The sequence below is a fragment of the Streptomyces sp. L500 genome, assembly GCF_054551825.1.
Genome location: NZ_JBTOLC010000028.1, coordinates 47,988 through 61,082 on the forward strand (window position 1 = coordinate 47,988; position 13,095 = coordinate 61,082).

A 13,095-nucleotide genomic window follows, 5' to 3' on the forward strand; every position below is an offset into this window, starting at 1 on the left:
ACATGACTCAACGGCGCACAGTGCGTTCCCGGCTGGAGCGGCTGGCCCGCGAAATCGCGAAATTCGGCGCCGTGGGCGCCATCGGGTTCGTGGTCAACTTCATCGTCTTCAACATCTGCGTCCACGGCCTGGGTCTGGCCGTGGTGCGCTCGGGCGTCATCGCCACGGCCGTGGCCATCGCCGCGAACTACGTCGGCAACCGCTACTGGACCTACCGCGACACGGACAAGAACCGGCGCAGCCGTGAGCTCACCCTGTTCCTGCTCTTCAGCGGCGTGGGCCTGGTGATCGAGAACGGGATACTCGCCCTCTCCCACTACGGCATGGGCTGGACGAGCCCGCTCGCCGACAACATCGCCAAGAACGTCGTCGGCCTCGGGATCGGCACGGTCTTCCGCTTCTGGTCGTACCGCACGTGGGTGTTCCGCGCGATGCCCGCCCGCGACGCCGTCCAGGCCGCCGAATCGTTCCTGACGGAGGCGGGGGTGCCCGCGCAGGAGCGGGTCAGGGCCGGGAAGTGACCCGCCTCTAGTCCGCTTGATCCTCCCCCAGACTCCGTCCGGGAGGTGCCCCCACGCGGCTCAAACCCCTCTAGTCTGCTTGATCCGCTTCGCGGCTCAGGAAGAGCGCGAACACCGGCGGCTGCTGCTGGAGGAGCTCCAGCCGGCCGCCGTCCGCCTCCGCGAGATCGCGGGCGACGGCCAGGCCCAGGCCCGTGGAGTTGCGGCCGCTCACCGTCCGTTCGAACACCCGGGAGCCCAGGTCGACCGGGACGCCCGGCCCCTCGTCGGAGACCTCCACCACCGCCTGGTTGCCGGTGACCCGGGTGCGCAGGGCGACGGTCCCGTCCCCGTGCATCAGGGAGTTCTCGATCAGCGTCGCCAGCACCTGGGAGACCGCGCCCGGCGTGCCCACCGCGCGCAGCCCCTGCTTGCCCGAGCGGACCACGGCCCGGCCCGTGGCGCGGGCGGCCGGGCGCCACTCCTCGATCTGCTGCTTGATGACCTCGTCGAGGTCGAAGGTGACCGCGGACCCGGTCTGCGGGTCGCGGGAGTTCGTCAGCAGCCGCTGGACGACGTCGGTGAGCCGCTCCACCTGGGTGAGGGCGATCATCGCCTCCTCCTTGACCGTCTCCGGGTCGTCGGTGAGCGTGATCTCCTCCAGCCGCATCGACAGCGCGGTCAGGGGGGTGCGGAGCTGGTGCGAGGCGTCGGCGGCCAGCCGCCGTTCCGCCGTGAGCATGCGCGCGATCCGCTCGGCGCTCGCGTCGAGGACGTCGGCGACCCGGTCGAGCTCGGGGACGCCGTAGCGGCGGTGCCGGGGGCGGGGGTCGCCGGAGCCCAGCCGCTCGGCGGTCTCGGCGAGGTCGGTGAGCGGGGCGGTGAGCCGGTTGGCCTGGCGGACGGCCAGGAACACGGCGGCGATCACGGCGAGGAGGGCCACCGCGAGGATCACCAGCAGGGTGCGGCCGATCTCCCGGCTGACGGTGGCGCGGGACTCCTCGACCCGTACCGTCTCGCCCTGCTCGCCCTTCTGCGTCGCGGTGATGACGCCGCCCTCGGGCCGGGTGCCGATCTCGATCGTCGGCCGCCCGGGGATGTCGACCCGCGCGTACCGGTCGGGGGTGATCTGATCGCTCAGCACCCCCGACTCCACGCGCTCGTGCCCGGCGAGCCGGCTGTCGACGATGCTCACCAGCCGCACGACCTCGGACTGCACGCTCTCCTGCGCGCTGTTCTCGATCGTCCGGGTCTCGACGATGACCAACGAGATCCCGAAGACCGCGATCACGACGAGCACGACGGCGAGCGTGGAGTTGATCAGTCGGCGGCGCACGGTTCCCGGGTCAGCTCTTCTCGAAGCGGAAGCCCACGCCGCGCACGGTGGCGATGTAGCGCGGGTTGGCGGCATCGTCGCCCAGCTTCTTGCGCAGCCAGGAGATGTGCATGTCCAGGGTCTTGGTGGACGACCACCAGGTGGTGTCCCAGACCTCGCGCATCAGCTGGTCACGGGTGACGACCCGGCCGGCGTCCCGTACCAGGACCCGCAGCAGGTCGAACTCCTTCGCGGTGAGCTGGAGTTCCTCGTCGCCCATCCAGGCGCGGTGCGACTCGACGTCGATCCGCACGCCGTGGGTGGCCGGCGGCTGCTGGTGGGCCTCGACGGTGCCGCGGCGCAGCAGCGCCCGGACGCGCGCGAGGAGCTCGGCGAGCCGGAAGGGCTTGGTGACGTAGTCGTCGGCGCCGGCGTCCAGGCCGACCACGGTGTCCACCTCGTCGGCGCGGGCGGTGAGCACCAGTACGGGGAATCCGTGCCCTTCGTTGCGCAGTCTGCGGCAGACCTCGAGGCCGTCCATACCGGGCAGCCCGAGGTCGAGGACGAGGAGGTCCACCCCTCCTTGCAGGCCGGCGTCCAGGGCGGTGGGACCGTCTTCGCGCACCTCCACCTCGTACCCTTCGCGGCGCAGGGCGCGCGCGAGCGGCTCCGAGATGGAGGCGTCATCCTCGGCGAGCAGTACTCGGGTCATGAGGGTGATGGTAGTCCGCACGGGCGCACGTCAGAGGCGGTCCGAGTGCTACCTACGGCAACACTTCACCGAAAGTGCTACCACCTTCGAATGGAAGCGATCGGTTCCGGAATCGGCTGTGATCCATGTCTCAACACCTTCCGTACCCGGGCGGGGTGTGACGTAAGGTGACCCGACATCTGTAGCACCACGTGGGACTTTCGGGACATCCGACGAGCCGAAGGTCCCTGTTGTGCGCAGGGCTGGTGTTCCAGCCCTGTTCCACAGTGTTTGACCTGTCGGCCGGGTCCACCGCGCGAAGGTGCGCGGAGGGCGTGGATCCCGGCATACGGCCGTCCTGCGGCTTCTCCCATCGAGGAGCCGCACCCCAGGGGAGTGGGGCGGACGGCGTCAGTAGCCGGTGCCGGCCAACCCCCACCCGGGCGCGCGCCCTCCGGACCACCGCGCGTCCCGAGCACCCTAGGAATGACCATGGCGTCCAGCCTGACGAAGGACGCGGCCGAGCAGGAGAAGACTTCTCCGACCTCCGGCGGCATGACCTTCTTCGGCCACCCCTTCGGCCTGGCCCCGCTCTTCTTGACCGAGATGTGGGAGCGATTCTCCTACTACGGCATGCGGGCCCTGCTCGTCGTCTACCTGATCTCCGGCGGCCCCGATGCCAAGCCCGGCAGCCAGGGCGGCGGTCTGGCGATGCCCGAGGCCAGCTCGGTGGCGATCTACTCCATCTACGTGGCCATGGTGTACCTGCTCGCCATGCCCGGCGGCTGGTTCGGCGACCGCGTCTGGGGTCCCCGTAAGACGGTCACCATCGCGGCCAGCACCATCATGGCGGGCCACCTGCTCCTGGCCGTGCCCGGCAAGCCGACCTTCTTCGCCGGCCTCGCGCTGGTGGCGATCGGCTCCGGCCTGCTGAAGTCCAACATCTCCACGATGGTGGGCCACCTCTACGACGGCCCCACGGACCCGCGCCGGGACGGCGGCTTCACGCTGTTCTACATCGGCATCAACCTCGGCGCCTTCTTCGCGCCGCTGGTGATCGGCACCATCGGCCAGGAAGTCAACTGGCACCTGGGCTTCGGCATCGCCGCCGCCGGTATGGCGCTCGGCCTCATGATCTTCCTGTGGGGCACCCGCCACCTCGACCCGAAGAGCAGCGTCGTCCCGACGCCGCTGTCGGCCGAGGAGCGCAAGGCGACCCTCACCAAGGCCCTGATCTGGCTGGGTGTCGCGGCCGTCTTCTACGGCATCGTGGGTGGCGCCGGTCTCTTCACCCTCAACTGGGCCCTGATCCCGATCACCCTGCTGGGCCTGATCATCCCGATCACCGTCCTGCTGCGCATCAAGCGCGACAAGGACCTGTCGGACACCGAGCAGACCAAGGTCAGCGGCTACATCTGGTTCTTCGTCGCCGCCGCCGCCTTCTGGATGATCTTCGACCAGGCCGGTTCGACGATGTCGACCTTCGCCGAGAAGAAGACCGCCGACAACGTCTTCGGCATCGGCTTCCCGTCGACCTGGTTCCAGTCGGTCAACCCGCTGTGGGTCATGGCGCTGGCCCCGGTCTTCGCCTGGCTGTGGGTGTTCCTGGCCCGCCGCAACAGCGAGCCCAGCACCACGGTGAAGTTCTCCATGGCGATGGTGCTCATCGGCGCCTCGTTCTTCGTCTTCGCCGTCCCGATGGGCATGGCGGGCGACGGCACCAAGGTCAGCCCGGCCTGGCTGCTGATGATCTACATGATCCAGACCATGGGCGAGCTGTGCCTCTCCCCGGTCGGTCTGTCGCTCACCACGAAGATGGCGCCGAAGAAGTACGCGAGCCAGATGCTGGGCGTGTGGTTCCTCGCCGTCACCGCCGGTGACTGCACCACGGGTCTGCTCTCCATCGCCGGTGTGGACATGAACGGCACCGGCACGATCGTGTTCCAGGCCGCGCTCTGCACCCTGGCGGGTGTCGCGGTGTGGATGTACCGCAAGCGGATCATCGCCCTGATGGGTGACGTCCACTGATGTCGGTTCGCTGACGAACGCTGAAAGCCCCCGGCACGGGAACGTGCCGGGGGCTTTCGCGTACCCCCGTCGATCAAGTGGGGGGCGGTCCCTTGTGGTCCCTGGGGTCGGTGTCCGGGGTGAACCACGGGAGCGGGGCCGCACCGGCGGTGGGAGGCGTCGTGGCGGGCGTACGGGGCCGGACGCGGTCCACGACCGCCATGCCCGCGCGGAAGACCGCCAGCGGGACGACCACGCCCAGCAGGATCCAGAAGAGCGTCACCCCCCAGGGCCGGCTCACGTCCCACGGCTGCTCGACGAGCACCTTGCCGCCGTACTCGAGCGAGACGAGGTAGTCCCCGTACGCGCCCGCCGCCAGCTCCACGTCCAGCGTCACCCGCTCCTTCCGCCCGGGGGCCACCGTGCCGTGCCAGGGGCGGTCCTCCCAGACCGGGGCGAGCACCCCGTGCGAGGTGCCCAGCCGGAAGGTGGGGTTCCGGGCGGGGGTCGAGCCGAGGTTGGCGACGGTGACGACGAGCCGGCGGGCGGGCGGGGCCCCGAACCACGTCAGCAGCCCGCCGGCGCCCTCCAGCCGGGCGTCGAGCACCCCGAGCCGCTCCCCGCCGCTCCGCTCCGGCAGGGGCGCGACGGGGTGCCCGGTGACGACCAGCGGGACGTCCGCCGTGGCGGAGTCGCCGGTGACGGTCGCCACATGGACGACACAGGGGCAGGGCTTGGGCGGCGTGGGGACGGGCACGTCCTTGCGGAAGGCGCCGTCGGCGCCGGTGGTGACGGCGCGGCCCTCGGCGTTGGCGCAGTCGTTGGTGCCGCCGGCCATGTTCTGCCCGCAGACGAGCAGGGTGAGCAGCGCGCCGGCCGGCCAGCCCCGGCCGGTCACGGTGACCTGGCCGCCCGGAGGGGCCTCGGAGCGGTCCACGGCGGCCTGGGGGGTGCCGTCGGCGAGGGCGGCGAGGGCCGGGGGCGCGGGAAAGGCCGCGAGGAGCGCGAGCAGGGCGAGGAGCGCTGCGGCGCGCTTCCGGGCGCTCCCCCAGACGCTCCCCCAGGCGCTCCGGGGTCCTCTCTGCGGGCGGCTCATGAGCCCTCCGGGTCGGCGGCGCGTGAGCCTTCCGGGTCGGCGGCGCGTGAGCGGGCCGCCCGGCGCCGTCGTACGCCCCGTACGACCCCCGTCGCCGCCACGAGCCCCGCCGCTCCGGCGAAGGCCGGGCGGAGCCAGGGCAGGGGCGTGTACGAGCCGTACGCGGCGGCCCCGGCGCCGTCCGGCGTGGTGGCGGTGACCCGTACCCTCACCCGGTCCAGGCGCGGGGCCTCGGGCCACCGTTCCGCCAGCCGTACGCTCTCGCCGGGAGCCAGGGCGGTGGGGGCTCCCGCTGCCTCGCGGCGCAGGACCTGCCCGAAGAGGCCCTCCGCGCGGATGGTCAGCCGGGGGGTGAGGGTGGTGTTGCCCCTGTTGACGAGGGCGTAGTGGATCACCGCGTCCCGGCCCGTGCCGCTGACCCGGACGTGCTCCACCGAGAGCGCGGCGAGGGCCGTCCCCGCGACCCGCACGGCCATGGGCACGGGGACCCGTCGGCCGTCCCCCGAGGCGGTCACGACGGCGGAGCGGTCGCCCGGTGCCGTGCCGGCCGGGACGGTCACGGTGAGGGGGACGTCCGCGCGGGTGCGGGGCGGCACGGTCACGCGCCGGGCGGCGAGGGAGATCCAGGGGGTGCTGCCGCTCAGCTCGACCGTCAGGCGCCGGTCGCCGCGGTTGACGACCGTCAGCTTGTCCTCCAGGACCGAGCCGGGGGCGCCTTCGAGGTAGAAGGACGACCGGTCCTCCGCCGTCGGCGCCCTCCCGCCGCCGGGGGCGGGCGCCGCCGTCCAGGACGGCGGGCTGCCGGCCGGGCCCTGCGGGGCCGGGTCCGGAGCCGGGGCGGTGGGCGTGGGCACGGCGAGCACCGAGGCGGCGCAGAGCAGCGCGGCGGCCCGGGCGCGGGAGGTCTTCGGGACGGTCGGTGGCGACGGTCTCCGGGGCATCGACGGCATCAGCGGCATCGGCGGCATCGGCGGCTCCCTGGGCGTGGGGGTGAGGGCGTTCAGCCGGCGCTGCGGCGCCTCCGGGTGAGCCAGAGGGTGCCCGCGACGCCGGTGAGGAGCACGGTGCCGCCGAGGGTGGCGAGGGCGAGGGCGGAATCGGAGGGCCCGGTCTGCGGGAGCCGTCCGCCGCCGGTAGTGCCGCTGGTGGTCGAACCGCCCGTCGTCGAACCGCCCGTCGTCGAGCCACCGGTCGTCGAGCCGGTGGACCCGCCGGTGTCACCGGCCGTGGAGCCGCTGCTCGACCCGCCGGTCGACCCGGCCGTCGACCCGCTCGTCGACCCGCCGGTCGTGGTCCCTCCCGTCCCGCCCGGGGCCTTGACCTCAAGGGTGAGCGAGGGCTTGGGGTTGTTGGTGGGGGTGCAGGTGGTCGTGGTGCCCAGGGCGGAGATGGTGAGGGTGGAGGCCGTGAAGGTGACCTGGCCACCCTTCTTCGGCGTGTACGTCCCCGACAAGTCGCTGATCTTGATGGGGGTGTTGGGGGGTATCGGCTGGTCGTTGGCGGGCCCGGAGACCTCGACCTGTCCGCTGTCCGCGCCGCCCACCTTGATCACGGCACTTGGCTTCATCGCGCCCTTGCCGAGCTCGATGGGGCTGGAGGAGACGCCCTTCTGGAAGGTCATGGTGAGCTTGTAGGCGTCGCCGCTCGGCGTGGCCTTGATGTCGATGGGCGAGACCGCGCTCCGGTCCCCGATCGGGGTCTTGCACTGGTAGTCGACGTCGACGACCTCGGCCCGCGCGTCCGGCGCGACCAGCAGGAACGCGCCGCCGGCCAGGGCCGCCGAGACGGCGAGCGCGCCGGCGCGGCGCAGGGGGTGGCGTGGTGTGCGGTACACCTGGGGTTCCCCTCTCGTCCGGTGCCGCAGCCGAGAATTGCTGACGGCACATCAGATCGGACGCCGAAGGTACGCCCGGGACCGTGGAGAGGGAAGACAAGGAACAGCCCGTAAGGGCTCTCCTACGACGGTCCGGCCAGTTCCGCCCAGACCGTCTTGCCGACGCCCCCGGAGCGCCGGACGACCCCCCAGTCGAGGCAGAGCCGCTGGACGATGAACATGCCGTGGCCGCCGGGACGGCCCGCGCGGTGCGGGGTCCGGGGGGCGGGGGTGCCGGTGCCGAGGTCGCTGACCTCCAGCCGGAGGGTCTTGCCGGAGCGGCTGACGCACAGCTCCTCGGGACCGTCGGCGTGGAGGCAGGCGTTGGTGACCAGCTCGGAGACGACCAGCAGGACGTCCTCGGCGGCCGCCCGGTGGTCGGCGGAACGGGCGGGGAGCCAGCCCCAGTCGTAGAGCGCCTGGCGGGTGAAGTCGCGGGAGAGCGGCACGGCGCCCCCCACCCCGACGAGGCGCAGGCTACGGGCCGCTTCCGCCGGGGCCGGTGAGCCGGCCGAGGCGGCGTCCCCCGCCTCCGGGCCGGGACCGTCCGGCGGTGGGCACGCCCGGGTGGTGCTCATCAGCGCTTCACCTCACCGATTCACCGATACGAACATGAACATCTTCAATGGATTCAGCTGTCTCCTGCCCGGCGGAATCGTGAGAACACCCACGGATTCCACACGGCGCCTGTGACGCGGGCAACGGAGGATCCGGCTCAGTCCGCGAGCGCCGAATCGAGCGTGTCGTGCACGGTGAAGACGGCCCCGGCCCCCGTGATCTCGAACACCCGGGCGACGACGGGCGTCATCGCGGCGAGGTGGACGGCGCCGCCGGCGGCCTCGGCCTTGAGCCGGACGCCGAGAAGCACGTTCAGACCGGTGGAGTCGCAGAAGTCGAGCCGCGAGCAGTCGACGACGACGCGGGCGTCGCCCTCGCGCACGCAGCCCTCCAGGGTCTCGCGCAGCAATTCCGCCGTGTAGTGATCGAGCTCACCCGCGGGCGAGACGATCGAGCTCCCGCCCGCGCGCCGGACCTCCACTTGCAGTCGGCCCCTGCTCGGATTGCCGACCATCCCGCGATCCATGCGCTCCCGCTCCCCTTCATGCGCTCGTGGCGTGCTCACGTTCCGCTGCGGAAACCCTACGCCTTCCATACGGACGTCCGGAAGCCGAACTTCCGCCAAATACTGACAGAATTGGACAAACCACACTTGCCAGGAGGTGGTGAAGACCGGTAGGGCTAGTAGGGACACACATTCACGGACGGCTTTGGAGGCGCCGCAAACCGCAGCAAAAGGGTCACGGCATCGGCAGCCATATGCCGAGAATGATGGAGGAGACCATGTCACCCCGGCTCGACGAACAGCGTCCCGCCACTTCGTGCACCCCGCACGAGGACCTCGCGACCGCCTCGTCGGCAACCATGCCCGAGCGCGACACCCACGGCGCCCCCGGCCTCGCCGGGCTACCGGAGATCCCCCCGTACGACGAGGTGGACGCGGTGGACGCGCGGGCTCTGTCCAAGACGCTCTTCGCCCGCCTCGCGTCGCTCGAAGAGGGCACCCACGACTACGCGTACGTCCGCAACACCCTGGTCGAGCTGAACCTCGCCCTGGTGAAGTTCGCCGCCTCCCGGTTCCGCACCCGCAGCGAACCGATGGAGGACATCATCCAGGTCGGCACCATCGGTCTGATCAAGGCGATCGACCGGTTCGAGCTGACGCGGGGTGTGGAGTTCCCCACCTTCGCGATGCCGACGATCATCGGTGAGATCAAGCGCTTCTTCCGCGACACCAGCTGGTCCGTCCGGGTCCCCCGGCGGCTCCAGGAGCTCCGCCTCGACCTGGCCAAGGCCGGCGACGAGCTGGCCCAGCAGCTGGACCGCGCCCCGACCGTCGCCGAACTGGCCGAGCGGCTGGGCCTGGCGGAGGACGAGGTCGTCGAGGGCATGGCCGCGAGCAACGCGTACACCGCGAGCTCGCTGGACGCCCAGGCCGACGAGGACGAGCCGGAGGGCTCGCTCTCGGACCGCATCGGCTACGAGGACCACAGCCTGGAGGGCATCGAGTACATCGCGTCGCTCAAGCCCCTCATCGCCGAACTGCCGTACCGCGACCGCCACATCCTCTCCCTGCGGTTCGTGTCGAACATGACGCAGTCGGAGATCGGCGAGGAGCTGGGCATCTCCCAGATGCACGTCTCCCGGCTGCTGTCACGCACGCTGGTGCGGCTGCGGCGGGGGCTGCTGACCGAGGAGTGACGCCGAGGAGTGACGCGGGGGGCGACCGTCACGACCGCTGTGCCGCACGGGACGACCGCTCCCCTGCGGCACAGCGGCTTTCGCGGCTTTCCCAAGGCCCTGCCTTGAGGAAACCTTGAGAAGGACTTTCACGACCTCTCATGGCCGAAAACATTCTCCTCAAGCGCTTCATCCAGGCCATTGAATGCGCTGGCCAACACTGATCCCTCACGCTTGGGAGACACCCCATGAGACGACTCCGCACCGCGGGTCTGGCCCTTCTCGGCGCGACGCTCCTCGCCTCCGTCGCGGCGAGCCCCGCCCAGGCCTCGCCGGGCGAGACCCTCACGGTCTGCGCCGACACGATGACGCCGGACGGCTGGGTCGACGTCAACTGGGGCACCAGCGCCTCGTGCCGCGCGATGGGCGGCTCGAACATCAAGATGATCAAGCAGCTCGACGGCCTTCCCGTCGGCACCCAGGTCAACGCCTGCGCCACGGCACAGCCGCCGACCGGCTGGATCAAGGTCCAGACCTACTACAGCGGCGGCTGCGTCGCCTTCGGCAACCCGTCCTTCACCCCGAACGCGTGGCTGCTCCGCCGGGCGTCCTGACCGGGGCGCGGCAGGGGGCCGCGTAGCGCTCCGGTCAGCGATCGGTGGCTCGCGGGTGCGCGGTGCCCGCGTAGGTGACCCAGCAGGTCTTGCGGCCGGAGTCCACGAGGTACCAGATACGGCCTCCGCCGGTCACCTCGATCTGCCACTGCTCGCAGGTCTGTCCGCGGTGGGTGCCATGCGCCAGGCTGCCCTTCAGCCTGTGATGCCGGGGCGTCTCCGCGACCGGCGTCGGATCGGTACGTATGGCGAGCCAGGCCCGGTATGTGTTCTCTCGCGCCTGCCGGGTAAGGCTCTCCCACCCTTTTGCCGAGGCCGCGTCGGCGAACCGGATCTCCCATTGCCCGTCCGGTGCGGGCGGCGCCACCCTGTCTCCACGGCCCGAGGTCACGCGATCGCCTCGGGGCTGGGCACCGGACCGTAGTCCGCCTCGTGGTCCACGGTCAGCGCCGTCCGTACGTCAGGGTCGGAATGCGCTTCGGCGGTGTGCTCCCATGCGGTCAGCATTTGGGCGACAGCCGCGCTGTTGTTGATGGAGTCCGCGGCACGCATGGTGTCGACCAGTTCGACAGCGAACGCGTGCACATCCGGTTCGGGGAGGAACCGGACCCAGGGAAACGCGTCCGGCAGCACGTCCAGAAGCAGTTCCATGCTGCCGGGTTCGCGTCGAGCCATGGCGGCGAGCATCCGCGTGGCAGCCGACACCACGGTGCGGTCCTGCTCCGCCCGCGCGGCCGTCGTCAGGACCAGGTCCTCTCCGTCCCGGCGGTGCAACAGCAGTCTCGGGGATTCCTTCAGTCGAGCCAGCGTCTGCTTGTTCTTGTTCACCAGCTCGGAGAAGTTCACAGCGACGTTCTCAGCGCTCATGACTTTGAAGGTAGTTCGAAGTTCAGGCCGTTCACCATCCCCCGTATGAGGGACTCTGATGGGCGGTCCAGACACATCGACGAGACGCCACCGGTTCGCGGTGGGCCGTGAACCGGTGTGGCTCGACGTCCCTTTAAAGGATTTGGGGAAAGAACCAACCCCTACCAACCCGACACGTCACCCCATCAGGTGACACGGTGGAAGTCGCGGGCGGCGGCGCGGTACGTTCGCCGCGACCCCAGACAGACGACGGCCCTCGCAGGGACTGGCATCCCGAACGAGGGCCTGATCATCCAGGAAGCCGAAACCTTCCCAATGACTGATTCGCAGTTTAGCGCGCACGCGCCCGCGCCCCCTGGCCCTCCACGAGCCGGAGTCGTCCACATCCGGCACCACCACGACACGAACTTCACCGTCGTCGGCAACCACCTCGCCCAGCACCCGGACTTGTCCGCCGTCGCGATCGGCCTCGGCGTGTACATCCAGTCGCTGCCCGACGGCGCGTCCGTCGGCATCAAGGACCTCACGCGCCGCTTCAAGGAAGGCGAAATCACCATCGCCAGGGCCTTGAAGGAGCTGGAAACCGCCGGCTATCTGGAACGGAAGCCCGAGCGGACGACGACAGGCCGGATCGTCACCCGCACCCGCTGGTACGAGCGGCCCGGCGCCGAGCCGACCCCGGCCCCGGCCCCGGCCGAGGTCGATCTGGTGAAGCGGCGGCCCACCGCCCCGAAGCCCGCTCCGCGCGAGGAGCCGACGCCCTTACCGCCCGTCGACCAGCCCGCCGCCGACCTGCTCGCCGGGCTGCGTCGCCGCGATCCACGGCTGTGGCTCTCGGAGACGGACGTCCGGCGGCTCTCCCCCGCCGTGCGTACATGGCTCGATCGTGGGATCGGCCCCGGCCGGATCGCGATCACCTTGACGGGCAACCTGCCCATGGGCGCCATCTCCTGGCCCGCCCGGCTGCTCGGCTACCGGCTCAGGAACTGGCTGCCACCCGCCCTGCCCGTACGGCAGCCACCGGAGGCACCACCGGGCCCGGGACGTCCCACGGCGCCTCTGCCGTTCCAGACCTGCGGCGGCTGCGAACGCGTCTTTCGCGCGGCCGATCCGGGCCGCTGCCGGGACTGCCGTGGGGCGGCGAGCCACGCGGTCGCCTGAGCCGTCGAGGCCGTCGGGCCGTCGAGGCCGCCCCTACGCGGTGGACCCCGCCTTCACGGAGAGGATCGGCCGAGTGGCGGTGTTCCTGCCGAGCGGGGCCAGGGCCAGGAGGAAGAGGAGGCCGCCCACGGGTATCAGGTCCAGGCTCATCGCCGAGACCGCCACGCCCGCCACGACCGCGAGCGGCCGCCAGAAGGCGATCGCGCGCAGGGCCGCCAACTGGCCCACGAGCAGCAGCAGTCCGACGTAGAAGAGCAGCGGGCCGATCGTGTAGACGGCCGGTGTCACGCCGGGCAGGTCGCGTACGCGGTCGAAGAGCTCGTTCATCGTCTCGCGGTCCACCGACGCGTATCCGACGAGCAGGTCGATGGACGCCTGTGCCGTCACGGCCGCCACGCCCAGCAGGCCCAGGGTCGCGCCGGCGCCCGCGAACGCCCGGCTCACCCGGCCTCGGCCCGTCGCCACGGCCGTCCGGCGCAGGCCCAGCATCACCGGTGCGAACAGCAGGACGCCCGACAGCAGCGCCAGGTGGCCCAGGGACCAGGCCGGGCCCGGGCCGTGGCCCGGGTCCGTCAGCCGGATGAGGCCGTAGGCCGTCATGCACAGCGGGCCCGTCGCGAAGGCCGCCTGTCGCCACGTCGTGTTCGTCATGGCCTTGATACTTCCGGGCGGGGCCTGCCCGCGGCTTCCGGGAAGACCCTGGGCTCGCCCTGACCTGCCCCTGAGCCCTCCC

General features: G+C 71.3%; 16 protein-coding genes. 6 read left to right on the plus strand and 10 right to left on the minus strand.

Annotated elements, in window-relative coordinates:
• Positions 1-2: 2 nt before the first annotated feature.
• Complete coding sequence (locus tag ACX9I7_RS23045) at positions 3-521, plus strand: GtrA family protein (protein WP_126914454.1); 519 nt, start codon at positions 3-5, stop codon at positions 519-521.
• 70 nt (positions 522-591) lie between these two features.
• Here ACX9I7_RS23045 and ACX9I7_RS23050 read toward each other — a convergent pair whose 3' ends face one another.
• Together ACX9I7_RS23050 and ACX9I7_RS23055 are read right to left on the minus strand one after the other, a co-directional pair.
• Positions 592-1,836, minus strand: a complete 1,245-nt coding sequence (locus ACX9I7_RS23050; RefSeq protein ID WP_126914455.1) for an ATP-binding protein — start codon at positions 1,834-1,836, stop codon at positions 592-594.
• Positions 1,837-1,846: 10 nt separating this feature from the next.
• Positions 1,847-2,527 (minus strand): response regulator transcription factor, encoded by a 681-nt coding sequence (locus ACX9I7_RS23055; protein WP_126914456.1) that lies wholly within the window; start codon positions 2,525-2,527, stop codon positions 1,847-1,849.
• A 471-nt stretch (positions 2,528-2,998) separates the two neighbouring features.
• Between ACX9I7_RS23055 and ACX9I7_RS23060 the strand changes: the two genes are divergently transcribed.
• Positions 2,999-4,534 (plus strand): peptide MFS transporter, encoded by a 1,536-nt coding sequence (locus ACX9I7_RS23060; RefSeq protein WP_358217558.1) that lies wholly within the window; start codon positions 2,999-3,001, stop codon positions 4,532-4,534.
• 73 nt (positions 4,535-4,607) lie between these two features.
• Here the strand turns inward: ACX9I7_RS23060 and ACX9I7_RS23065 are convergent, their stop codons facing one another.
• Positions 4,608-5,609: a hypothetical protein gene (locus ACX9I7_RS23065; protein WP_459388371.1), complete on the minus strand. Its 1,002-nt coding sequence runs from the start codon at positions 5,607-5,609 to the stop codon at positions 4,608-4,610.
• Entirely contained in the window at positions 5,606-6,463 is an 858-nt protein-coding gene (locus ACX9I7_RS23070; protein WP_387568512.1) for a COG1470 family protein, read from the minus strand. The genes ACX9I7_RS23065 and ACX9I7_RS23070 overlap by 4 nt, the downstream gene beginning before the upstream one ends.
• Here ACX9I7_RS23070 and ACX9I7_RS23075 point away from each other — a divergent pair.
• On the plus strand, positions 6,456-6,638 hold the full coding sequence (locus ACX9I7_RS23075) for a hypothetical protein (RefSeq protein WP_189454350.1): 183 nt from the start codon (positions 6,456-6,458) through the stop codon (positions 6,636-6,638). The two genes, ACX9I7_RS23070 and ACX9I7_RS23075, sit on opposite strands and share 8 nt — an antisense overlap.
• On the opposite strand, the gene ACX9I7_RS23080 is transcribed toward ACX9I7_RS23075, so the two are convergent.
• The 3 genes from ACX9I7_RS23080 to ACX9I7_RS23090 all read right to left on the minus strand — a co-directional run bounded on the left by ACX9I7_RS23080 (position 6,610) and on the right by ACX9I7_RS23090 (position 8,566).
• Positions 6,610-7,443, minus strand: coding sequence for an LPXTG cell wall anchor domain-containing protein (locus ACX9I7_RS23080; RefSeq protein WP_459388372.1), 834 nt, complete (start codon positions 7,441-7,443; stop codon positions 6,610-6,612). The two genes, ACX9I7_RS23075 and ACX9I7_RS23080, sit on opposite strands and share 29 nt — an antisense overlap.
• Positions 7,444-7,565: 122 nt before the next feature.
• A complete protein-coding gene (locus ACX9I7_RS23085) occupies positions 7,566-8,060 on the minus strand; it encodes an ATP-binding protein (protein ID WP_387568517.1) in 495 nt (164 codons plus the stop codon).
• Positions 8,061-8,197: 137 nt separating this feature from the next.
• Entirely contained in the window at positions 8,198-8,566 is a 369-nt protein-coding gene (locus tag ACX9I7_RS23090) for an STAS domain-containing protein (RefSeq protein ID WP_387568519.1), read from the minus strand.
• Positions 8,567-8,823: 257 nt separating this feature from the next.
• Between ACX9I7_RS23090 and ACX9I7_RS23095 the strand changes: the two genes are divergently transcribed.
• Both ACX9I7_RS23095 and ACX9I7_RS23100 read left to right on the plus strand, forming a co-directional pair.
• The gene (locus tag ACX9I7_RS23095) at positions 8,824-9,741 is read left to right on the plus strand and encodes an RNA polymerase sigma factor SigF (protein ID WP_387568522.1); all 918 of its coding nucleotides are present in this window, start codon (positions 8,824-8,826) and stop codon (positions 9,739-9,741) included.
• A 227-nt stretch (positions 9,742-9,968) separates the two neighbouring features.
• Complete coding sequence (locus ACX9I7_RS23100) at positions 9,969-10,334, plus strand: hypothetical protein (RefSeq protein ID WP_189454360.1); 366 nt, start codon at positions 9,969-9,971, stop codon at positions 10,332-10,334.
• A 34-nt stretch (positions 10,335-10,368) separates the two neighbouring features.
• Here the strand turns inward: ACX9I7_RS23100 and ACX9I7_RS23105 are convergent, their stop codons facing one another.
• Together ACX9I7_RS23105 and ACX9I7_RS23110 are read right to left on the minus strand one after the other, a co-directional pair.
• Positions 10,369-10,725 (minus strand): hypothetical protein, encoded by a 357-nt coding sequence (locus ACX9I7_RS23105; RefSeq protein WP_459388373.1) that lies wholly within the window; start codon positions 10,723-10,725, stop codon positions 10,369-10,371.
• Positions 10,722-11,201, minus strand: a complete 480-nt coding sequence (locus ACX9I7_RS23110) for a hypothetical protein (protein ID WP_459388374.1) — start codon at positions 11,199-11,201, stop codon at positions 10,722-10,724. The genes ACX9I7_RS23105 and ACX9I7_RS23110 overlap by 4 nt, the downstream gene beginning before the upstream one ends.
• Before the next feature lie 315 nt (positions 11,202-11,516).
• Between ACX9I7_RS23110 and ACX9I7_RS23115 the strand changes: the two genes are divergently transcribed.
• Positions 11,517-12,362 carry a helix-turn-helix domain-containing protein gene (locus tag ACX9I7_RS23115; protein ID WP_459388375.1) on the plus strand — a complete coding sequence of 282 codons (846 nt, stop codon included), beginning with the start codon at positions 11,517-11,519 and terminating at the stop codon, positions 12,360-12,362.
• A 33-nt stretch (positions 12,363-12,395) separates the two neighbouring features.
• On the opposite strand, the gene ACX9I7_RS23120 is transcribed toward ACX9I7_RS23115, so the two are convergent.
• The gene (locus ACX9I7_RS23120; protein ID WP_459388376.1) at positions 12,396-13,013 is read right to left on the minus strand and encodes a hypothetical protein; all 618 of its coding nucleotides are present in this window, start codon (positions 13,011-13,013) and stop codon (positions 12,396-12,398) included.
• Positions 13,014-13,095 lie beyond the last annotated feature (82 nt).